We start from the raw sequence: 22,563 nt of genomic DNA, 5'->3' as shown, positions 1-22,563 counted from the left end.
AGCAGTCGGGGGTCAATCGCCAATCCGCAGTGGTCGATTCACCGTGATTGATCAGGTTTTGTGCGGCCTTGTCTGCGGCAGTCCGGGGCTCTGCCGTGTCGGTATCTGTTGCAAGAATAGTAGGGTTTAGCATACATTCATCAAATATTCGATAGGGAGTAGCCTCTCATGTCGCAGGTCACCGATTTCAGGCAGGCGGGTTTCGACTCGCTTTTCGACGAACTCAAGTGGCGCGGTCTCATTGCCCAGTGCACGGACGAGTCCGAGCTCAGGAAGGTGCTGGCCGACCCCTCGGTGACCTATTATTGCGGATTCGACCCCACAGCTCCCTCACTGCACGTGGGCAATCTGGTCCAGCTGCTCAACATGCGCCACCTGCAGGCGGCCGGTCTGCATCCCATCGCTGTTGTAGGCGGGGCCACCGGGTTGATCGGCGACCCTCGGCAGTCGGGGGAGCGCACCCTGAATCCCAAGCAGACCGTGGCCGAATGGACCGAGCGCCTGCGTGGCCAGATCGGGCGCTTCCTGGACGCCGAGGGGGACAACCCCGTCCGGTTCGTCAATAATTATGAGTGGACCGGCTCTATGAGCACCATCGACTTCCTGCGCGATGTGGGCAAGAACTTCCGCATGGGCACCATGCTGGCCAAGGACACAGTGGCCCGCCGCCTGGACTCCGACGAGGGCATCTCCTTTACCGAGTTCAGCTACCAGGTGCTCCAGGGCAACGACTTCCTGGAGCTCTTCGACCGCTACGGATGCAGTCTGCAGCTGGGTGGCAGCGACCAGTGGGGGAACCTGACCAGCGGCCTGGACCTGATCCGCAAGGTGCGCAATGCCTCCGTCAACGTCATGACCAGCCCGTTGATCACGGACTCCCAGGGCAAGAAGTTCGGCAAGTCCGAGGGCAACGCGGTCTGGCTGGATCCCACCATGTTCAGCCCCTACCGCTTCTACCAGTTCTGGTTCAACCAGCCTGACGACCAGGTGGTCAAGCTGCTGAAGACCTTCACCTTCCTGCCCAAGGCCGAGATTGAGCGTCTGGAGGAGAGGACCGCCCAGGATCCGGGGGCGCGCGAGGCCCAGAAGGTTCTGGCCTGGCAGGTGACCTCCTATGTGCACGGAGAGCATGCCGCCCAGGGGGCCATCGATGCCTCGGGCGCCCTCTTCGGCCGCGGCAAGACCCTGGAGGAGCTGGACGAGGATGTGCTGGATTCCGCACTGGACGGCCTCAAGGTCGATGATGGTCAAGGCGGACGAGCTCTGCCCGCAGCCAGCGAGGGCCAGCGTCTGGTGGAGGCCGGTGTTGCGGCCGGGCTCTTCCGCTCGGTCTCCGAGGCGCGCAAGACTGTGGCCTCGGGCGGTTTCTACCTGAATAACCAGCGGGTCGAGGATCCGGGTCAGGTTTTGGAGAACAAGGACTTTCTGCATGGGCGCTTCGCCCTGGTTCGCAGAGGAAAGAAGGCCCTGGGCGCACTTGAGCGTCGGGCCGGCAAGTAGGAACGCAGGAATTAAGGACACTGATGGCAGAAGAACACAATCATTCCCGGGGCGATCGCGGACGGGGCCGGGGCGGCTCGCGCCCAGGAGGCTTCCGGTCGGGCGGCCATCGCTCTTCGGGCTTCCACAAGGGCGGTTCGCGCTCGGGCGGATACCGCTCCGGAGGCTATCGTTCGGGAGGTCACCGCTCCGGCAACTTCCACAACCATGACGGCGAGGGCGGCGAAGAGCGTCGTTCCGAGGGCAGGAATGGACAGCGGCCTTTCCGCGGACGCGGGCACGACCGGTTCGACCGCGACCATCGCGGATACAGGCATGACCGTCAGGATGGCCACGGCGGCTTCCGCAGGGATTCCGACCGAGATCGCCACGGCCATCGACAGGATGGCGACCGTCCACGTCGTGATTTCCATGCCAATGGGCATGGCGGATACGGGCATCGTGATCATGACAATGACCGCGGTCGGTCGGGGTATGGCGATCGTCGTTCCGGTCGCGGCTACCAGCGGCATGACCGTGACCGTGATCGTGGTCAGGGCTTCCGCGGGGACCGCCGTCGGGGTGACGACCGGAGGTTTGATCGTCGGCAGAATGAGCGGTCCGGCGGGGATCGCCCGTGGAACAACCGCTCGCGGGATGACCGTCCACGTCAAGACCGTTCACATGGGGACCGTCCCTACGGCAACCGCTCCTACGGCGACCGTTCCCGTGACGACCGTCGTCAAGGCGGCTATCGGGGCGACCGCTACCAGGGCCAGCATGGCCGCGATGACCGTCGCCATGACGACCGCCGCGGGACCTATCAGCGTGACCGCCAGAATGGCTATGACCGCGGTCGTCGTAACTCTGACGGAACCATCTCCTACCCCTCGCAGAACCCCTACACGGATCGTCGGCCTGGCGAGCCCAAGATGCCCAAGGGCCTGGAGTGGTCCATGCTCTCCAAGGATGATCGCCTGCGCCTACGCGGACTGAGCAAGGAGCACGCGGAGAACATCGGCTTGCACATCCTGGCCGCCTACGCGCTGGAGGAGACCGACCCCCAGGGGGCCCTGGCTCATGCCAAGTGGGCTGCTCGTCAGGCTTCGCGGATCGATCTTGCCCGTGAGACTCTGGCCCTGGTGGCCTATCGTCAGGGCGACTACAAGCTGGCCTTGAAGGAGTTCCGCACCGCACACCGTATGAACGGCTATTCCGATTATCTGCCCTTCATCGCCGACTGCGAGCGTGGCCTGGGCAATCCCCGCAAGGCCATTGAGGAGGCCACCTCCGAAGAGGGCAGCCAACTGCAAGGCGAGTCCAAGGCGGAGATGTTCCTGGTTTATGCCGGAGCACTGGGCGATCTGGGCTTGTGGGACAAGGCCATCGAGACCGTTCAGGCCCTGGTCAAGGCACGCGGACTCAGCGGTGACTACCGGATGCGTGCCGTGCAGGCCGAGCAGAACTTCCTCGAACAGGCTGGTCGCAGTCAGGAGGCTCTGGAGCTGGAACCCCTGCTGGATCGGCTGGAAGCTGAGTATGCCGACGAGGATGAGGACGAGGATGGCCAGAAGGACGGGCAGTCTGAGGAAATCCTGATCGACTACGACCTGGAGCACCTGGATTCGGCCATGATGGAGGATCTCTCCATCGACCCGGATGGCGGCGAGGAGGACTCGGATGAGGCTGAAGCTGAGACTGAGGCCGCCGAGTCTGATGTCACCGATGTATCCGATCAGGGTGCCGATGACAGCAAGGTTGAGGAATCTTCTGAATCAGTAGGTTCGAATGATTCAGCGGACTCAGCTGGCACAAGTGGCTCATCTAAGTCGACTGACTCATCTGATTCGGCTGATGCATCCGACGCAGTTGATTCAACTGGTTCGTCCGACTCAGCGGGTTCATCCGAAATGCCGGCATCCGAAATGCCGGAATCCGGAATGCAGAAATCGTCAGACGCTGTGGAGCAACACGGGGAAGAGCCCTCTCGCCTTGATGGGCAAACTTCGGACGATGGCTCTCAAAGCGACCAGAGCAGTGACGAAACTGACACGGCTGTCGCCGATAAATCCGCTGCTGACAACGGCGACGCGGCTGTCCTGAATGCAGGATCCGAGGCAGACACTTTCGATCATGAAAACGAACAGACCAATGATGAGCAGGTCAAGGAGTCCGATACGTCTGATGAAAACAGGGCTGAATCGTGACCGTCTTCCTCAAAGGAACTGATGACGCTCCGGCAAAGACCTACCGTCTGGCTCTGCTGGACCTGGATGGGGTGGTCTACCGGGGCGCTGACCCTGTCGAGCATGCGGCTGAGGGCATCGACCGTGCTCAGACGCTCGGCATGCGCATGGCCTACACCACCAACAATGCATCCCGGTTCCCCCATGTGGTGGCCGATCAGCTGCGCGGGTTCGGGCTGACCCTGGACGATGGCCAGGTCATCACCTCGGCCGTAGTCGCCGCACGCATGCTGCGCCGACATCTGCAGGAGGGCGCCAGGGTGCTGGTCATCGGATCCGATCATCTACGTGATCAGATCCGCCTTAACGGAATGGTGCCGGTAGGCAAGGCTGCAGATAAGCCAGAGGCCGTCATTCAGGCCTGGTATCCCGAGCTGAGCTGGCAGGACCTGGCCCAGGCCTCCTTTGCCATCGAAGGCGGTGCACGCTACTTCACTACCAACAAGGATCAGACCCTGCCCCGCGAAGGTGGCATGGCGCCCGGGAATGGGGCCATGCTCCAAGCGGTGATTCTGGCTACTGGCAAGCAACCGGAGGACTCAGCCGGGAAGCCGGAATCGGCCATGTACGACGAGGCTCGGCAGCTCTTGGCCGGCGACCAGAAGATCTTGGACATTGACCGATGCCTGCCTGTGGGCGATCGTCTGGACACCGACATCGAGGCAGCCAACCGGGGCGGGTACGACTCCATGCTCGTCCTGACGGGTGTGGCCCGAACACCCGCCATTCTGACTGCGCCGGCCAAATGGCGGCCAACCTATCTGGCTGAAGACCTGCGTGGCCTCACTGCGCCGCAACCCCAGCCCAGTAAGGAGGCCGACCAGACCTGGCACTGCGGAGGCCAAACCGCAAAGGTGGATGACGACGGGCATGTCACTTTGCGTGCTCTTGAGGGTGGCGGCGATCCCCTGTCCGATCTGGATGCTGTGCGAGCCTGCGCCTGTGCGCTCTGGGAGTACCAGGATCGTGGTGGAGACATGGACGCGCTGGATCTGCCCGCCTTCGTCGTAGGGGCATAGCGGCCATGTCGGAAGAGGTCAAGCCCGGACAGCTGGGAGCGAGTGGACCATCCCAGGAATCCAATCACTACGGGCTACCTGAGCAGTCCGGCCAGACTGAGCAGTCTGTAGAGTCTGAGCCTTCTGGACGGTCCTCACAGGCAGATGATGAGGATACGACTGCGTCAGCTCCTGAGGAGCCCATGGACAAGCAAGCCATGGCACCTCTTTTGGAACGTTTCCCTGAATTGGCGGAATTGGATGATCTGGATGATGCCCAACAGGTTGAGATGCTAGGCAAAGTGCTGGCCGGGCTCCAGCAGGACCTGAATCGGGAGGGCAAGTGAACGATGAGAACGCGGTCATCAGCGCTGGGGACGGTCGCCGTAGAACTGTTGCTCTCACCCGCGACCGGCTTGACCGTATCCTTTCTGCACAAGGGCTGACGGATTCGCGGGCCAGAGCTCAGGCGCTGATTCGGCAGGGCCGGGTTACGGTCAACGATCATCTGGCATCAAGGCCTGCTCAGAGCGTCCAGCCAGGCGATGTGATCCTTCTGGACCCGGGCGATGACTATGCTTCCCGTGGAGCGCTGAAGCTGGAGGGTGCTTTGACGACTTTTGCGGCGCAGGGGATGCCCGATCCGCAGGACAGGCTCTGTCTTGATATCGGGGCTTCCACGGGCGGTTTCACTGACGTTCTGCTCAGACATGGCGCAAGGCGAGTTATCGCCCTTGATGTGGGCCACGGACAGTTGCTGGAACGGATTGCCGCTGATCCTAGGGTGATTGACATGAGCGGTGTCAACATACGCGAAGTCCAGTCGGGAGACCTGCCGTATCGTCCGGAATATGTGGTTTCGGATGTGTCTTTCATCTCGCTGACCTATGTCATTCCCGTCCTGCCTAGGTTGCTCGCGCCTGCTGCCAACTGCCTGTTGCTGGTCAAGCCCCAGTTCGAGGTCGGACGTAGCCTGCTGGGCCATCATGGCATTGTGACTGACGAGGACCGCAGGCAGGAGGCGTTGGAACGCGTCTTGGCCTGTGCACGTGAGCATGAATTCGTTGTCCGTGCTACCATGCCATCGCCCATAACGGGAGCCCATGGCAACGTGGAATATCTGCTCTGGCTGTCTTGGCCACAGTCGGCCTGAAGCCTGTAGTTTCCCAGTTCCCGCACGACACACCAGACTGGACAGAATCCACAATTGCGGTAGTATAAATGAGTTGTCAAAAACGAGTTCCTCGTCAAGATGACATGCGCCAGTAGCCCAACGGATTAGAGCAGCTGACTACGGATCAGCAGGTTGCAGGTTCGAATCCTGTCTGGCGCACGAGCTAGTGATGGTTCTAAGGCTGATGGCCTTGGAGCCTTTTTGCTTTTAAAGACAGGCACATCGTATATGCAATGTCCGCGTTATACGCCATAAGGTCTGTCTGAGAGTGTTTGTTAGGTATCAGGAAAGTAGGGCTTTAGTCGTTAGTAAGTGTCTGCTTTGCCCGAGAATCAAGAAGACGTCGATATGCCCTGTTTGAAGGCAGTCGTGAAGAAGAACAGTACTGTCAGCGCAGGTCGTATCCACTGGCTGCGCACGTAGTGCGGAGCCTAGAAAAGCCACGGCTAAAATTGGTGGGCTGCCAATTTGAGAAGTGACTTGGACTGGTTATTCTCTAAGCAGGAGCCTGAGGACGGCCCGAGCGGGGACAAGCCCATCTTGTGACCTGCTCATGGACCGTATCGCCGCCCCCAAGGTTCCAGTGTGTAACGGCGTCGTCAGGATATCGCTAAGGTTATGTATGCGTCAGGCGCGGCCAGGTACGCTCATACGCTGCTGCCTGCCCCATATCAGCATGAACCTCATCGCCTTGACCGGTAAGCGACTACGGATGAAGGTCGGCAGGCAGCTGTGGCGCATCGTTGTCACCCTGAACCGGGTGAAGACTGATGAGGACTTGAGGTAATAATTGGTCGCTTACAACGACTAGGAATGCAAAGGCACGAATGGCTTGAGAGGCAAAGCACATTTAAGGACGAGATTGAGGCTGATATGCCCATCAACGATTCGTAAAAGCCAGAAAACTGTTGAATAAGAGCATTATGGAAGGCGCCATTGACACCTTTTTCTCCATGGTTGACCAGTGCGAGGACCTGATACTTACGATCAACAAACCACTTGAAGCTTGAAATAAACAACTACACCATGCTCCTCAATCACAACGGCTTAAGACTGGAACGGACGATATGGCCGATCTGCTGGTGTGCCATCAGCAGACCTAAGACCCCCGAGAATCTTCCACTCATCCATTTTCACAATCAGACAAGTTTTGCAACAATCTTTAGAAACCACCCACCATGCCAAAATGTACGGGTGATCGGGATCATCAGTGACGGTGCAATGTACTTCTCGCAAACATTTGCTACTGATCTTCTCTCACAGCCATAAGTCTTATACCGTTATCAAATCTTATGGGGTATGGAAGTAACGTAGGTGTAGTCGTTTCATAAGGTCAGGAAGGAAATTATGGGGAGACTGCCGTATTTAGCTCAGCTCAAAGATGTTTATTCATTTGGAAGAACAACTACAGCTCGTTCGACATTGCCTATCCTGATAAGAAGAATTATCTTGCAGTCGAATCAAACAATCACTTTTATTAAAATGCCCGGAGAGGAAGATACGGACCTAGGTGGATACGATGGTCAAGTGCGTGCTGGGCAAGGAAACGCATTTGTTCCATCGGGGTACAGTGTGTGGGAATTCGGCACATCTCGTGGTATCAAAGCTAAAGCCAATTCTGACTATAACAAGCGTACAAAAAACCCATTAGGCATAAACCAATCCGAAACCACCTTCGTCTTTGTTACCTTGGGGAGATGGGCGGATGCGCAGGCTTGGGCTCGCGAGAAAAGCAAAGAGGGAAAATGGAAAGAAGTCCGTGTATATACGGCCGATGACATATTAACAGCGCTTGAGGAAACTCCAGCGGTATATTTGTGGTTTTCAGAAATGTGCGGGAAATCGGTTCATGGATTATCCAGTCTGGAAACTTGGTGGAATGACTACCGAAAACCGTGTGATAATCTACTTACTTCTGAGCTTGTCTTGTGTAATCGATCTAATGAAAGAAGTCTTCTTAAGAAGAAACTAAATGACAGCAAGCCGAATCAAATAATAATACGGTCTGTGACGATTGAAGATTGTCTTGCATTCGTGGCGGCGACTTTGCTTTCTGAGAAGCAAGGAATGCTGTCTAAAGCGGTGGTCGTTAGTGAGGCAAGCGCACTAGAGTATTTAAGACAAGTGTCAGAACGTCTAATTGTGCTTTTGTCAGATGCTGCTCTAGTAAGAGAAGCTCAACTACTTACCGGACACCATATAGTTATTGGTATAAATAAAGTGCAGCAAGTCGCACCAACAATCAATTTGCCTGACATCTCGTATGAAAAAGCCGTCAACTATTTCAAAACAAAAAGTATACCGGATGAAAAACAAGCGGAGTATGCGCGTGCGGCACATAAAAGCATACCATTGCTGCGTAATAAAATTGCTTTAACACCTCTTCCAGATGAGCTCTTACCGAATTCAAATTCTCCTCATGTAAATCAACTAGTTAGACGAGCATGGATGCTTGGGCGGTGGGATGGTGCAATAAAAGGGGACGCAGACGTTATTGCCCGTTTTGTGATAGACCCCAGCGATGAAGAGTTAACTGCTGCGCTACTTAAAGACGCTAATAGTGCTAATCCCGTTTTTTCAATGTTTGGAAGTGTGCGTGCAGTTATTTCCCCCGTTGAGAGTGCTGAACGCTTTTTGCAAGCGATAACAAGATCCGATTTGGATGCCTTTCGAGAGGTGGTTTGTTCTGTACTGGAAGAAGCAAATCCTGCCCTTGTTCTTCCAGAAGATCAGCGATGGGGGGCGAAAATTTATGGAAAGGGGAGGAAAGAATCTGACGATCTTAGAAAGGGAATTAGTACTACACTTGCCTTGCTAGGTTCCTCGAGTGCGACTGTAAGCGATTTCCCTTCTCTGTCTTTTTCGGATTGGGCGGCCAAAGTTGTTTCAGATATTCTGCGTTTCGCAAATGATGATTGCACCGGGGACATATGGATTTCGATAAATGATGTTTTGTCGGAAATTGCTGAGGCAGCACCCGAAGAGTTTCTGGATGAATTGCAAAGAGCAATAAGTCCAAGCGGTGTATTCATGGATAAATTATTCCACGAATCATCTAATTGGTTGGCACCTACCAGCCCGCATGTACAAGTGCTTTGGGCTTTGGAACGTCTGGCAATGATTCCCGATTATTTTGGGAGAGCTATGTGGTTACTTGCGTTACTAGCTGATCGCGATCCAGGCGGGAAACTTGCTAATCGGCCGTTAAACTCTCTCGCTACTATTCTGCGCGTATGGTATCCTCAAACAGCTGCATTATCAGATGAAAGGCATTCGTTCGTTCAAAAAGTCTGCAGAAAACTACCTGAGGTTGGTAAATCACTAGTTATTGCTCTCATTCCTAGGGCAGGAGAAAGCACTTCAACAATTACGCCGTTTGAATTTAGACAATCTGCTTCACCAAGTAAGCCGACCGATAATCAAATCGTTGATGATATTAACGTATGTCTTGACTGTGCTATTGACCTTGCTGAAAGTGATCCATCAAGCTGGATCAAGATTATCTCTAAGTTGCCTTATTTGTCTCAAAAGAGCAGAAATACTGTTTTGAATAAGCTTAGTCTAGCTAAGTTGAAACCAACCGATACACGTGATGCGATATGGTTGGAGTTTTATAAACTTATCGGGAAATATCAGTCTTCAGCAAATGTGTCATCGTCTTTATCTCTCGAAGATATCAAATATTTCAAATCGGTCATGAAAGAGCTAGAACCAGTAGATCCTGTTGTTCAAGTAGCCCCGCTATTTACTTACGACTGGTTGGTTTACGTCTTGGACAATAATAATCAGTCGATTGATAGAAAGCATCTTCTAGGAAAAGCCAGAAATGATGCAATTAGTAAGGTCTTTGAGGAAGGTGGTCTGGAGAGCGTATTGCGACTTGCCAAAAGAGTTGAATGCCCTTGGATCGTTGGAGATGCGTTTGCTTGCCTCGGCCTACAGATACACGACCACGCGATTGCAAGACTCTTAGAAAGCGAGTTTTCCAAAGTATGTTATTTTGCGAGTTCAGCTTTGTATAGGCTAACTAATGGTAAATTAAGCAATCTACTGGAGATAATGCATAGTGATAGTTTGTCCAACACGGTGAAAGCTCGCTTGCTCTTGCTCTCTGATGAATTCGATGAAGTATGGACATCTCTTGATAGTTATGATAAAGAAGTGGAGATGATATATTGGCTAGAGTTTCCAATTAATCACTTAGGAACCGATTTCATGTTAGCCAATGAAGCAGCAAAACAGCTTGCGAATCATGGACGAATCGTGGACGCTCTCAAATTGCTTGCGTTATATTGTGATGCTAGTGCTGTTGAAGTTGATTCGGGCTTAGCGGCTGATCTTATGGAAAAGTTGCTGATATGCCATGATCGTGAAAGTGAGACATTATCTAGTTATGAAATAGAAGTGCTGATAAAACTCCTCCAAGATAGTGACAGTGTAGAACGTACTCGTCTTGAGAAACTTGAATGGGCCTATTTGCGAGCAATTAATGATGGACGTGTGTGCTTATTGTTACACCGAAAACTCGCTGATAACCCGCGCTATTTTGCTGACATAATCTCTCTCGTCTACCCAGAAACTGCTAATGTTGGAAAACAGCCGAATGTTCCGAAAGAACAGTCGGAAAATGCTTGGCTTCTGCTAAATACTTGGAGAACGATTCCAGGAGCGGTCAATGAGTCAAATGAGATCGTCGAAGAACAACTCAGAGCCTGGATTCAAGAAGCGCAAAAGATATTGTGTTCGCGTAACCTAATTAAACAAGGAAACTACTATATCGGGAAAGTACTGGCTCACGCTCCTGCTGATGATGACGGAACATGGCCATGTAAATCAGTATGTAATGTAATAGAAGACTTTCAGTCCACATTTTTAGATAAAGGTTTCAGTACTGAATTGTTCAATAAAAGAGAGGCATTTTTTCGTGGTTTAGAAGAAGGCGGGAAACAAGAGTACGAGCTTGAAGATGAACTCCAAAAATGTGCTGACAGAATTAACGTTCAATGGCCGAAGGTGGCTGCGCTGCTGACAAGACAAGCGAGAAAATATCACTCGATGGGATTAAATGAAGATGAGCAAGCTAAAAGGTATAAGGAGGGTATAGATTATTGAGTCCGGTGCTCTGGACTGCGGATAATGTGGTTTTGCATTTGGTGGTTAAGCAGTAAAACTGGTAATAGTCCTACTCCTTGGCGTTTTGAGTGGTAAATATACGGCCTGAAGGTTTTTATTTTGTTCTTGTTCGGTGTATTCCATACAAGTAATGTGCCTGTGCCTTTTGCCATTCAAAAGAGTAAAGAATAAATCGACTAGTGTGTAGAAGCGTATCAAGCAGCGGCCATACTGCCGCTTTTCACTATGCCTAGCTTGCATGCGGCATGTAGTACACGGTTAGGTAATTGAGGTGAGTGAAGGAGAGGCTGGATCATTGCGGGAGGCCAATAGGATCCAGAAATATTTGATACCCACACCTAGGTGTGGGTTAGAAAAGCTGTGATCTGATCTCACCAACTTTACTGGTCGAAGACCTTTTCTATCGCGTATTCCACATCTTTAGATAACTTAGAGTTGCGGAATAAGACAGTATGCAAACAAGGTGGGCAAAGACCAAATGAACAGCATTTGAAGTAATCACCAAGACATGCGGCAACGGCATGAGCCTGATTAATGACTCTAAACAAGTCGCCTTTACGATGCAGGGAGGGAAAGTTTTTTGATATTTCGGATACGCGGGCCGATCCATTGAAGACGAATCTTGTTCCACAGTGGTTTTCATGTGGTTTGTCGTCATTGTTTAACCGGTTTTATGTCCTAGTCGAGTTGGGGCGTGCTGATTACCGTGATGAGAATCTTGAGGCAAATTTGCGAGTTTTACAGTATTAGATGATGTATTTCAAAAAAATACATCTATTCCGACTGCTTAGAAGAATGTAAGAGAAAACGATAGACAGTTAAAATCACTGTAAAAGATAAATCGAACCATCCCCGTCCATTTCAAAAAGATTCCAAAATAGTGTGTATAAGGTAATTGCTGTTTTAGACTAATTGAACATTATGTCGCTTTATCTGAAACCTGCTGTCTGACTGCGAACGCATTCTTGGGTAGATTTTTGATGGTGAAGGAACAAGTACTGGCTTTTCCTATTTATCTTCAATGAAGAATATGTCCCATCGCTGCCTAGTGTCCATGTACCGGCAAGTACTATCTTGCTATCTTGATTGTGAAAAATCGTGTCTTTGAATTGGCTATAGATTCTGTAGTCAGGTACTCTAATATTCAACTTATATGGATGTGTTGTTGCAGTTTTCAAAAATATCTTGTGCCCTTCATTCTCAAAAAACCATGGTTTTTTGACAGCTTCCACAAGCATCTGTCCGCTTGGGCCATTTGAATGCATGTCTTCGCTGCGCTCGTCAAATAGTATTTCACCAAACTTGGAATTGTTGAATTCCTCATTAGGAAGGTGTTGCTTGCAAAGTGTATAAAGCTCTCGCACAGTTGTTGGCTGTCTGCACGATATGTTGCTGGTTGCTTGTATACCAATGCGTCTATCTTCCGTTTGCCTTGATGGACGATAAGGAACTCTTGTTTCTATTTTTAATATAGCTTTTTTATAGTCGAACTCAGGTTCAACATACAGCTCAGCAATCGTAGCATCGCCTGAACTGTAAGGGCAGTATTCAATATGCCGGTGCAGTTTTCGATTTGCTGCAAAGTATCCATTTCTATTGCCATCTGTTTGGCATATGTAGAGATAGGCATCACAGCGCGGATTTGGGCAAAAGTATCGTATATTGTGATCCTCAACCAAGGCTTGCAGAACACTTATATACTGAGTCCTGTCTGAATCCAGATAGGCATGATCAACCATTTGATCTCCTTTAGCTGGTTGTAGCACTCTCTACACTGACGGCGTGTGGGGTCACTTCTAGCCAAACTTGCTCTTACAATTTTATCACCGTGCTGTCTACTGGTACTTGTGTTTAAAATGCAGGACTGTAATCAATGAAAGGCAACTGCGAATCTGTATATGCGTGGGATAGGTCCGAGCTGAGCTGGGTTTATATTTGAACTGTTATATGGTAGTTGCTGTCAAAGCCGATTGAGTAGCGACCCGTCCGTTTAGACCTTGGAAAAGTGGTAGATTCGGATTCCATTGTCGAGGACGTCAACAGACGCGATTGCGATCCACAACCTTTGTTTTTTGCACCAGTTTCTAACCCTAGAGTAGAAGATATTTTGAGTTAGGCTACAGCTAAATTCGGTTTCTGCTACTCGTGAGTTTAAGTGCGGTAACTTATAAGGTCTTAACTTGTGTATATGGAGCAGACGGCTGCGACGTGGTGAGATTCGTGCCGTTGGGTTCTTTCCTTCTTGTGAGGAAAGAACCCAACCTACATACATATCAAGAATGTCAAAGGTTAGTCTGTTTGAAGATCTCTCAACAGCGAATCGGTGTCGGTGATGGTGATGAGCGGTCTGAACAGGGCCATCGTATCGATTGCCAGCTTGTGGTTTTCCAGCGTGGATCCGGCGCAGGCATCTGCTGCCAATCAAACGGCGATACCTTGGTCTGCGGCAGCCAAGGCGGTCTGCAACACACAGGCATCGGTGGCGACACCGCACAGGGCTATCTTCTGGGATCCCTTTATTGCCGTCTGCAATTCCGGCCCCCACTTGTCGAAAGTGCTGAGCGAGACAATTGGATGCCCCTTGGCGAGCTCGGCGGTCTCTGGCGTGAGGTCATACATGGGATCGTCGGAGGGGACTTGGATTTCCGACCATTCGTCCATGTATTCCACCCATACGCCTTTTGGCGGCTGCGGCGCAATGTATCTAGTTAAGCAACGCGGTCGCCGTATGCCTTGGCGAGACAGGTGTAGTTCTTGTCTGTCTGGTAGTAGGCCCCGTCGGAGCATGCCCAACGGGGCCACTCATTGTGGGCGAATGCCTCCTGGCGGTCAATCACCACCAGCCATTCATCATTGTTGATCATGATAATTTCCTTTCATGTTGTGAAGTATGGAGCGTATCCCTCTGCACCCCTTACGGTTTCAGTCGATGCTCTCCTGACGACGGATATCGCCCTTCTGAAAGAGCAGCGTTCCGAGAAATCCGACAGCCTGGGCTGTGATGACTCCCATGTTGGCTGCTGCCCAGGTTGGAAACAGGTAGATGATCCCCGTTCGTGTGATGAGTACATGGGTGGCAGAAGCAGGGAAGATGACCTGCGATTCTGTATTTTGTAAGTGCTGTACTTATCCTCGTGCAAGTGATGGCTATCTGGAACCGTGGGTGGTAGGTACGCCCACCGTCCAAAGTGTGCTTTGGATGCGTTATAACGGCGAAGTCTGTTTCTGTGTGCTTCCCACATGCTTACGTCATAAGTCGTGCCTCCATGGCGCTTGTGCTTTGAAGAGAAGCAATATGCAATCCTCTAAATTAGAAGCTTCAGGTCTTCATGTTTTACGGATTTGCCGGGAGGGGGGGGTGATGGTGTTCGGGGAAATCCGCCAACGGCATCTATTTCTTTTCTGAAAGGTCTAACCAAAGAACCAGATTCCGGCCACTCATCTGAGGTCTTGTCTGTTGTGGACTCGAGGTGTTGGCAGGTAACCTCTTCCGCTTTTGTAAAGGACACTGAGCGGGGCATGGTCTTGGTTATAGCAAAGAAGATAGATGGATACCGGTGATTACTGCTGTAGAGAATGTGTCGCGGAAAGGGAACCATCAGCATGCTCATGAGCAGTCGTATGTTGGCCCAGACCAGCAGTGCCTAGCGCCACTAGCTGGTCTTCCATCGGCGTTGTCTCTCGGCATATGCTCCTTTTTTCATTGCAGTTCCTTCGTTCTTGTCTTGGCTTTGGTGTGGATAGTTCGAGCGGTGATGGACATGTTTCGGCGTCCGAGTCAGGCCCTTTATACCTGACGCTGTTCCCAGACCGGCCTGCTGGGCCCTGTCTAACGATGAGGTCGCCTGCAACGGCCACTGCCGTAAGCAGCAAAGCCGTGGTCCAATAGTCCACGCGCTTGATGTTCTGCATGAACGCGCATGGAGCTAGGAAGGAGAAAGTCACGGTGAACATGATCGGGAATGAGACTGCTCTCCCGAGCATGCTAAGGATCGACTTCTTGTTTGCGCAGGTTCGTGAATCGCCGCGATTTCCGGTATCGTTCTGGTTTATCATTGCTTCCGTCTGACTGTCGGATCGTTGCACATCCACATCATGCGTGGCGCTGCAGCATGCTGTCGGCCCCTTCGGAATGTGTTTCAACATACCATGGAACATCAACGGTGAAAAGGGTTTGGCTTTGTAGTACTTGCGAATGGCTGATAGGGGAGTGAGACAGTAGTTCTGATGCATGTGCTTCCTAGCTTCTCGTATCTTCTTTGGCGGTGTTGCTTGGATACAGGACGGTTGGTTCGGAGCATGTCAAGTATCAGCCGATTTGCAGATACTGGTTGATGGTGACAGTGTGTGTCTTTTATATCCTCTGTCCTGCCGCTACACGCAGCATGGGTCAGCCGGGGCCGCTGTTCCAGCTGCCTGGCCTTCGCGATTACGGAAGTATCGATTGATGCGAGCCTAATCAACGCGGTTGCACTGCACGCGCCAAGCGATCGGTGTAACCCCGGTTTCTCTGGTGAAAGCCGCGCTAAATGAACTAGGGCGCATATATCCGACCTGCCTGCCGATCCAGGCAATGTCCTCCCTAGTGGACGAGAGAAAATGACGGGCCCGGTCCATTCTTTGCTCTCTGATGTACCTGGCCAGACTTGTGCCGGTCTGATGCCTGAAGGCGGTGCATAAACGGGTGCGTCCCACATACAGGGATTGGGCTATCCGATCAATGGAGAGGTCGCCGCCCAAGTGGGATCGGATGTGGGCTTTGACCTGCTGGACCAGGTCGCGGTCGTGTGACGGTTCGTGGCTCTGTACAAGGGCGGAGAAAGCCTGGGCCAGCATGGCCATGAGGAGGTCGATGTGTGCTTTTATGAGGAACTCCGTCTGGCCCGGTCTTCCGAGAGTGAACGTCGACAGGGCGGTGAAAGCGGCCTGAGCAATGTCGGATGGCCAGGGTTGGACGAAGGCGTCAAAGAGTCCCCCGACCTGGCTAGGCCATTGGTTTTCCAGCTCCATGAAATAGCCGGGCAGGATGCAGATGCTCCGGGTCCGTGAGCGGGAGCCTGCCGGTATGCGGTTGGTGACCGATCCCGCCTGCTGGATTAGGGAGACCATATTGCCCTCCTGCTTTGTACATGGCTGCAACCCATAAGGAGCGGGGTTGGCTGCCGGGCTTTCATCCAGGGTCAGGCAGGCATAGTCGGTCATGGCGTACTCGTTAAAGTTCATTTCGCGCAGGAAGGTGATGTCGTGCCATATGACCAGGCAATGAGGACCTGCCGGATTGGCTTGGAATCTTCCCTGGCAGATATCGCCATCGACCTGCCCTTCCAATCCTCCCGATCGGTGATGGAGTTCCATGCCGAGTTGCTCCACTTGGGGGCGATACAGGGTCTGTATCTCGCGGGACTCGGAACGTATCGTGTGGTCTGTCATGGCTCACCTGCTTTCATCCTGCCGGCTTTCACAGCAATCTCGGTAGACTTTCGTTTTCGTTCGCACCTTTTACGGATTCATTCGGCGCTCTGTGACGGTCTTCCGGGCATTGACTTCTCAGATTACGTTCGATGGCAGCGAACAACAAGAGTTTTGGATGAACCTGGAGGAAAGAGATGACCACAGATCAGGCGGATTCGAGAAGCAAACCGGATCCTGCAGAAGGTAAAGCACAGGGCGGGGGAGGTGCGCCTAATCGTGAGAGGTCGCATGGGCGTAGTTCCCTCAGGCGGCTGCTTGATTTCGCCGGCCCTCGTAAGGTGTTCTCCTATCTCGGCTGTGGTCTGTCCGCCCTCTCCACGATTGCTGGCCTTGGACCCTATATCTGCATATGGCTGGCGGTAAAAGACCTACTCGCCGTTGCTCCGGGGTGGTCTCAGGCTACGGAAATCGCCATTTATGGATGGCTGGGATTCGGGTTTGCGGCGGCTTCCGTCGTTCTGTACTGTGCAGGGCTGCTGATGACACATCTGGCGGCTTTCCGGAGCGCATCCAACATGCGCAAAGCGGCCATAGGCCACCTGCTGAGCCTTCCCTTGGGGTATTTCGACCTCCATGCCTCCGGCGAGCTGCGTCGCACCATTGATGGCTCGGCGGGCGATACCGAGAATCTGCTCGCCCATATCCTCCCCGACGCGGCTGGATCCTTCGCCATGATTCTAGGCATGCCGATACTGATGCTGGTCTTCGACTGGCGTATGGGCCTGGCCTGCCTTTTCCCCATTCTGATAGCCCTGGTCTGTATCCGCGTGATGATGAACGATCAGGGGCAGTCCTTTATGAAGGAATACCAGGATGCCTTGGTGCGGATGTCGAAGACCGGGACAGAATATGTCCGTGGTATTCCGGTCGTCAAGGTCTTCCAACAGACGGTGTACTCCTTCAAGGCGTTCCATGAGGCCATCGAGCATTACAGCCGAATAGCCAGGAACTATGCCATGCAAATCTGCCACCTGCCCCAGACCATTCAGATGACGGCCCTGAACGGGACCGTGATCTTCCTGATTCCTGTGGCCATCCTGCTGGCTTCGGGGCAGAGTGACTTCACCTCTTTTGTGGCCGATTTCGCCTTCTACGCCGTCTTCTCGGGCATGGTCCCCACGGCCATGATTCGTCTGCAGTTCTCCAGTGAGTCCTTCAGCAAGGCCGACGATGCCTTGGACAGGATTGCCGGCGTGCTCAGCAGTGATCCTCTGACGGTAGCTGACGAACCGGAACGCCCGAAGTCAGCAGATGCTTCCCTGGAACAGGCGTCATATACCTATCCAGGTGCTGATCTCCCGGCACTGGATCGGATTGACTTCAAGGTGCCGGAGGGTGGAATGGTCGCTCTGGTCGGTCCCTCGGGAGGCGGCAAATCGACCTGTGCCAGTCTGTTGCCACGTTTTTGGGATGTGGATTCGGGCAGGGTCGCTGTGGGTGGTATTGATGTCAGGTCCATCGATCCACACGATCTGATGGGGCAGGTCGCCTTTGTCTTCCAGACCAACAGGCTCTTTTCGACCACCCTCCTGGAGAACGTTCGCGCAGCCAGACCGGACGCCGCTCCTGAGCAGGTTATGGAGGCATTGAGAGCGGCTCAGTGCATGGACATCGTTGACAAGCTTCCCGAGGGGCTGGATACCATGCTCGGTTCAGGTGGAACCTACCTTTCCGGGGGAGAGGTCCAGCGCGTGGCCCTGGCCAGGGCAATCCTCAAGGAGTCTCCCATTGTGGTCCTGGATGAGGCGACTGCTTTTGCCGATCCCGAGAATGAATTCTTGATACAGAAGGCGCTAGCCGAATTGACACGGGCCGAAGGGGGCCGACGGCGAACCGTTCTCATGATCGCCCACCGTCTATCGACTGTGGCTCATGTCGATCGAATCCTGGTGCTGGATGGGGGCCGCCTGGTTGAGCAGGGCACTCACCGCCAGCTTCTTGACGTACAGGGTACCTATGCCCGTATCTGGTCTGATTATGAGCGGGCGGTCTCCTGGAAGGTCGACAATTCTCCGAAGGCTGCCGCCGGAGCGGGTCAAAATCCCGCAGGCCCCATTGCGGGTGAGAAGCACGTCGTTCCCGGTGTCGGGCCATTCGCTACGGACTCGTCTACCGGTGATTCCGACATCCAGAGGGAAGGAGGTGAGGCATAAGTGTTGGCCTCATTCAAGAAGAAGTATGCCCTGTCCGACCGAGGCATGAAGATCGTGGTTTTGGGAACGCTGTGGACCACACTGACCAATCTGATTATCATGGCGGGAACGGGCTCCCTTCTGCTGGTCATGAACGCATTTGTTGAGCACCTGACGGCAGGGGCGCCTCTGCCGAAAGTCCTGCCCTATCTGGCCGGTCTCCTGGTCTTTGCGCTTATTCTCTTCGGCACCTCCTGGTTCCAGTACAGTTATTCCTACGGTGCGGTCTTCAGCCAGACCGGAACCCAGCGGATCGACCTGGCCGAGAGACTGCGCAAACTGTCTCTCTCATTTTTCGGGCGGCGTGACCTGGCTGATCTGACCGATACAATTCTGGGTGACGTGGCCACCATGGAACATGCCTACGCCCATGCGCTGAGCCAGCTCTATGGCGCAGTCGTTTCATCCGTCCTGATATTCCTGTCGCTTCTGCCCATCAATTGGGCACTTGATTTGGCTGCATTCTGGAGCGTGCCGGTGGCTTTCACTATCATCTTTGCCACTCGACGATTCGTTGAAGCTTCGTCACGGCGTACGAGGCAGGCCCAGATTCGGGTCAGTGACGGCATTCAGGAGGCGCTTGACTGCGTTCGGGAGATTCACGCCACCAACCAGGAAGGGAGGTATCTGGAAAGGCTTTCCTCGACCATCGATGACACCGAAGCCACTACGGTCCGAACCGAGATGACCAATGGCCTTATATTGAACTCCGCCATGGTGGTTTTGAGGTTGGGTGTGGCAACGACCTTCCTGGTGGCTGCCGGATTGATCATCCAGGGCAGGATCGACTTCATGGTCATGTTCCTATTCCTCCTGATGGTCTCACGGATTTACTCGCCCTTTGATCAGGCGCTGATGCTGGTTTCGGAGCTCTTCCAATCCCAGGGCTCGGCCCGGCGGATTCGCTCCATCAACGAGGAACCTGTAGCCGAGGGGAGTACGGAATTTCATCCCGATGGTCACGATATCGTCTTCGACCACGTTGCCTTCTCCTATCCCGGCCTTGCTGGTAAGGCGGCAGGTGAGCCGGTTCTTGAAGATGTTGGTTTCACTGCCAAGGAGGGGGAGATTACGGCCCTGGTGGGCCCCTCGGGGTCCGGGAAATCGACCTGCGCTCGATTGGCGGCTCGCTTCTGGGATGCCGCTTCAGGTTCCATCACCGTGGGAGGGGTGGATGTGAGCCAAGTGGATCCGGAGGTTCTCCTGCGGGACTATGCCGTTGTTTTCCAGGACGTGATGCTCTTTGACGACACGGTCATGGGCAATATTCGGATGGGGCGGTGCGGTGCCAGTGACGAGGAGGTGTTGGCTGCGGCCAGGGCCGCCAACTGTGACCAGTTTGTATCGCGCCTGCCACAGGGGTACCAGACGATGATTGGTGAAAACGGCTCCAGACTTTCCGGAGGTGAACGGCAGCGGATTTCCATTGCCAGAGCCATTCTCAAGGATGCCCCGATTGTCTTGCTTGACGAGGCCACCGCCTCCCTGGATGTGGAGAACGAGACGCAGGTGCAGGAGGCCCTGTCGCAATTACTGGTGGGGAAGACCGTCATGGTCATCGCCCACCGGATGCGCACTGTCGAACAGGCAGACAAGATTGTGGTTCTTGACCATGGGCGTGTGGTCGTGCAGGATTCTCCGCAGAAGCTTATGGCCGCAGATGGTGAGTTCGCACGGATGGTTCGCTTGCAGGGCGAGAGCGCAGACTGGTCCTTGTAGAAAGAGCTTGAATCGGCTGCATGGAGGAGCCAGGAAATCAGGTTCGTTCTGCAGGAATCAAGGCTCATCAGCTCCTTGAGCATCGCGAACAACTTCAAGCTGTACCTGCTCTAGGCAAGGACGCCAGGCAAGGGGCATTCGGGAAGATTCGGCCAAGTGGTGGACTCTCTGGGCATTGGGTCTATGCTTGGCAAAAACCGCTTGAATATTCCGATAGGGAAAAGCAAGAGCAGTCTTCGCATGGGTCGTCATTCTGAATTCCGAGGCTGTTCTTGCTGATGAGCCCACTGCCGCACTAGATTCAGCGAACAGGTCGAGGATCATCACTCTGCTCTTTGGCCTGGACTACGATTCGGGGTCCACCATCGTCACCGTTACGCACGACGCCTCACTGGATGACCAACATGATCGAATCATCAAATTTCAACGAAAGGCCTAGAACATGGGTTTCTGGATTATGGTATTCGCAGCTTTGCTCGGCTTGGCACTGATTGTTCGGGGATTCGTATTGAGCAAGAAGGACAAGCGCTGGTTCGCGCTGTGCATATTGGGTGTAGCAAGCCTGACATTCGCCGTTTGGCTTGTTATATGAGCACCCGGTGGAACAATGCCGAATGCCAGCATCAGGTGAGTATGAGTACAGATCGCTGTCGGGTGGGATTGAGTGTGCCCAGTATGTGGCTGGACATACTGCGCATGGGGAAACCTGATAGGTTCAAGCAAAACTCTGATAAAGGGAAGGGGCGATAATGGGAACAAAAGAGGATATTATTCCAGGAAAGCATGATATGGCTTCATCTCCTACGAGAGGTAGCCTTCTCATGCTGAATATGCCGTATCAGGGTCATATCAATCCGACCTTGGGAACCGTGCGTGCTTTGGTGAAGGCCGGTTATTCGGTCACCTATGTCTGCGATCCACGATGGCGAGATCAGTTTAGAAGATTCAGGTGCCTTGTTTGTTCCCTATGATGATTATCCTGAGCAGCCGAACAAGGTGCAGAGTCTTCGTGGCGGGGTTTACGCGATAGAGACGGCCCGGCGTTTGGCAGCAGAGAAGCAGTACGATGCTCTCATGTATGAAGGCCTGCTGCTGTCGGGCAAGTGCCTTGCTGATCAGATCGGCGTGCCATCTATCCGCTTGTCATCCACATTTACTTACAATCGATCGATTCTTGCCAAGCTGTCTGATACGGGCGGGCTGCACGTGACCAGTCTGCTGAAGTTTCCCGCCGTTGTGAAACTGATGTCGCTTTTGATGCGGCGGCATGGGCGTATCGAATCCGACGATTTCATCACCGAGATGGTCGATAACAATCCGACACTTACATACGTCTACACGTGCCGGTCTTTCCAGCTGGACAATGAAGCGTTTTCGGACGAGCAATTCAAGTTTATCGGCATCTCTGTGAACGGCAGAGCAGCACAAACCAAGGATGCCTGCCTGGACGATGAGCTCAACAAAGGCGGGTTACGGCCTGTCATCTACGCATCCTTGGGCACAATCTTCAATGCCTTTATGCCCTTTTACCAGGCGGTGGTGGCAGCGTTCGGAGATAGAGATGTCACAGTAGTGCTCTCGGTGGGCCGTAATTTCGACTAGACAAAATTGGGCCGGGTTCCTCATAACATTTTCATCCACCAGTCTGTAGACCAATTGGCCGTCCTTGAGAAGGCTGACCTTTTCATCACGCATGGCGGCATGAACAGCGTCAACGAAGTCCTCTATTATAAGGTGCCTATAGTGGTGATCCCCATGGCCGATGATCAACCGACGGTAGGGGCGAGAATCGCAGAGCTCGGGCTGGGAACGGTGGTGAGCCGCAAAAAGATCAACGGGCAGACGCTGGGGCGTGCAGCCTTGATGATCCAGGCAAACAAACAAATCGCCGACAATGTCAACAGAATCAGTGAGGACATGCGAAAGTCCGGAGGCAACCAGCGAATAGTCAAGGATCTGGACCACATCCTCAACCAATCCTGACCAAGTTCGTATATCGCAATCATGATAAGAAGAACTTCATCACTAGTGGCAGCTGGGGAGTCGTAGTACTTTCAGCAATGCCCCTCAACATTCTAAGCTACCTGAAAAGCAACAGGAGCTCCTCACACATAATTGAAGACCTCTGGTTTTAAAGTCATACAGCAAAC

At 53.2% G+C, this 22,563-nt stretch carries 15 protein-coding genes and 1 tRNA gene; 11 read left to right on the top strand and 5 right to left on the bottom strand.

The window, feature by feature from the left end:
* The first annotated feature begins 168 nt into the window (after positions 1–168).
* The 7 genes from tyrS (at position 169) to ACUIAG_RS03400 (ending at position 11,009) form a co-directional block, all read left to right on the top strand.
* Positions 169–1,500 carry a tyrosine--tRNA ligase gene (gene tyrS / locus ACUIAG_RS03430; RefSeq protein ID WP_445340184.1) on the top strand — a complete coding sequence of 444 codons (1,332 nt, stop codon included), beginning with the start codon at positions 169–171 and terminating at the stop codon, positions 1,498–1,500.
* A 23-nt stretch (positions 1,501–1,523) separates the two neighbouring features.
* Positions 1,524–3,686, top strand: a complete 2,163-nt coding sequence (locus tag ACUIAG_RS03425; protein ID WP_445340183.1) for a helicase — start codon at positions 1,524–1,526, stop codon at positions 3,684–3,686.
* Entirely contained in the window at positions 3,683–4,744 is a 1,062-nt protein-coding gene (locus tag ACUIAG_RS03420) for an HAD-IIA family hydrolase (RefSeq protein WP_445340182.1), read from the top strand. Before ACUIAG_RS03425 ends, ACUIAG_RS03420 begins: the two co-directional genes overlap by 4 nt.
* Before the next feature lie 5 nt (positions 4,745–4,749).
* Positions 4,750–5,070, top strand: a complete 321-nt coding sequence (locus tag ACUIAG_RS03415) for a hypothetical protein (RefSeq protein WP_445340181.1) — start codon at positions 4,750–4,752, stop codon at positions 5,068–5,070.
* Positions 5,071–5,087: 17 nt separating this feature from the next.
* Positions 5,088–5,876: a TlyA family RNA methyltransferase gene (locus ACUIAG_RS03410; RefSeq protein ID WP_445340362.1), complete on the top strand. Its 789-nt coding sequence runs from the start codon at positions 5,088–5,090 to the stop codon at positions 5,874–5,876.
* Between the two features lie 106 nt (positions 5,877–5,982).
* A tRNA-Arg gene (locus tag ACUIAG_RS03405) sits at positions 5,983–6,056 on the top strand.
* Positions 6,057–7,244: 1,188 nt separating this feature from the next.
* Positions 7,245–11,009, top strand: a complete 3,765-nt coding sequence (locus ACUIAG_RS03400) for a hypothetical protein (protein ID WP_445340180.1) — start codon at positions 7,245–7,247, stop codon at positions 11,007–11,009.
* Positions 11,010–11,959: 950 nt separating this feature from the next.
* On the opposite strand, the gene ACUIAG_RS03395 is transcribed toward ACUIAG_RS03400, so the two are convergent.
* The 5 genes from ACUIAG_RS03395 to ACUIAG_RS03375 all read right to left on the bottom strand — a co-directional run bounded on the left by ACUIAG_RS03395 (position 11,960) and on the right by ACUIAG_RS03375 (position 16,460).
* Positions 11,960–12,769: a hypothetical protein gene (locus ACUIAG_RS03395; RefSeq protein ID WP_313835463.1), complete on the bottom strand. Its 810-nt coding sequence runs from the start codon at positions 12,767–12,769 to the stop codon at positions 11,960–11,962.
* 550 nt (positions 12,770–13,319) lie between these two features.
* Positions 13,320–13,451 carry a hypothetical protein gene (locus tag ACUIAG_RS03390; RefSeq protein WP_445340179.1) on the bottom strand — a complete coding sequence of 44 codons (132 nt, stop codon included), beginning with the start codon at positions 13,449–13,451 and terminating at the stop codon, positions 13,320–13,322.
* Positions 13,452–13,691, bottom strand: a complete 240-nt coding sequence (locus ACUIAG_RS03385) for an isochorismatase family protein (protein WP_445340361.1) — start codon at positions 13,689–13,691, stop codon at positions 13,452–13,454.
* Between the two features lie 47 nt (positions 13,692–13,738).
* Positions 13,739–13,894 carry a hypothetical protein gene (locus tag ACUIAG_RS03380; RefSeq protein ID WP_445340178.1) on the bottom strand — a complete coding sequence of 52 codons (156 nt, stop codon included), beginning with the start codon at positions 13,892–13,894 and terminating at the stop codon, positions 13,739–13,741.
* Between the two features lie 1,591 nt (positions 13,895–15,485).
* Positions 15,486–16,460, bottom strand: coding sequence for a helix-turn-helix domain-containing protein (locus ACUIAG_RS03375; RefSeq protein WP_445340177.1), 975 nt, complete (start codon positions 16,458–16,460; stop codon positions 15,486–15,488).
* Between the two features lie 176 nt (positions 16,461–16,636).
* On the opposite strand from ACUIAG_RS03375, the gene ACUIAG_RS03370 reads away from it, so the two are divergent.
* The 4 genes from ACUIAG_RS03370 to ACUIAG_RS03355 all read left to right on the top strand — a co-directional run bounded on the left by ACUIAG_RS03370 (position 16,637) and on the right by ACUIAG_RS03355 (position 22,396).
* Positions 16,637–18,655: an ABC transporter ATP-binding protein gene (locus ACUIAG_RS03370; RefSeq protein WP_445340176.1), complete on the top strand. Its 2,019-nt coding sequence runs from the start codon at positions 16,637–16,639 to the stop codon at positions 18,653–18,655.
* Positions 18,656–20,413: an ABC transporter ATP-binding protein gene (locus ACUIAG_RS03365; RefSeq protein WP_445340175.1), complete on the top strand. Its 1,758-nt coding sequence runs from the start codon at positions 18,656–18,658 to the stop codon at positions 20,411–20,413. It begins immediately after the preceding gene.
* Between the two features lie 906 nt (positions 20,414–21,319).
* Entirely contained in the window at positions 21,320–22,015 is a 696-nt protein-coding gene (locus ACUIAG_RS03360; protein ID WP_445340174.1) for a hypothetical protein, read from the top strand.
* A 6-nt stretch (positions 22,016–22,021) separates the two neighbouring features.
* The gene (locus ACUIAG_RS03355) at positions 22,022–22,396 is read left to right on the top strand and encodes a nucleotide disphospho-sugar-binding domain-containing protein (RefSeq protein ID WP_445340173.1); all 375 of its coding nucleotides are present in this window, start codon (positions 22,022–22,024) and stop codon (positions 22,394–22,396) included.
* The last annotated feature ends 167 nt before the right edge of the window (positions 22,397–22,563 follow it).

The sequence above is a fragment of the Bifidobacterium sp. ESL0825 genome (assembly GCF_052606465.1).
This window is presented reverse-complemented; position numbering and strand designations above follow the sequence as displayed.

Coding starts and splice junctions, on each gene's coding strand:
- tyrS (WP_445340184.1), top strand. CDS start 169: ATGTCGCAGGTCACCGATTTCAGGCAGGCGGGTTTCGACTCGCTTTTC.
- ACUIAG_RS03425 (WP_445340183.1), top strand. CDS start 1,524: ATGGCAGAAGAACACAATCATTCCCGGGGCGATCGCGGACGGGGCCGG.
- ACUIAG_RS03415 (WP_445340181.1), top strand. CDS start 4,750: ATGTCGGAAGAGGTCAAGCCCGGACAGCTGGGAGCGAGTGGACCATCC.
- ACUIAG_RS03400 (WP_445340180.1), top strand. CDS start 7,245: ATGGGGAGACTGCCGTATTTAGCTCAGCTCAAAGATGTTTATTCATTT.
- ACUIAG_RS03395 (WP_313835463.1), bottom strand. CDS start 12,769: ATGGTTGATCATGCCTATCTGGATTCAGACAGGACTCAGTATATAAGT.
- ACUIAG_RS03385 (WP_445340361.1), bottom strand. CDS start 13,691: ATGGACGAATGGTCGGAAATCCAAGTCCCCTCCGACGATCCCATGTAT.
- ACUIAG_RS03380 (WP_445340178.1), bottom strand. CDS start 13,894: ATGATCAACAATGATGAATGGCTGGTGGTGATTGACCGCCAGGAGGCA.
- ACUIAG_RS03375 (WP_445340177.1), bottom strand. CDS start 16,460: ATGACAGACCACACGATACGTTCCGAGTCCCGCGAGATACAGACCCTG.
- ACUIAG_RS03370 (WP_445340176.1), top strand. CDS start 16,637: ATGACCACAGATCAGGCGGATTCGAGAAGCAAACCGGATCCTGCAGAA.
- ACUIAG_RS03360 (WP_445340174.1), top strand. CDS start 21,320: ATGTCTGCGATCCACGATGGCGAGATCAGTTTAGAAGATTCAGGTGCC.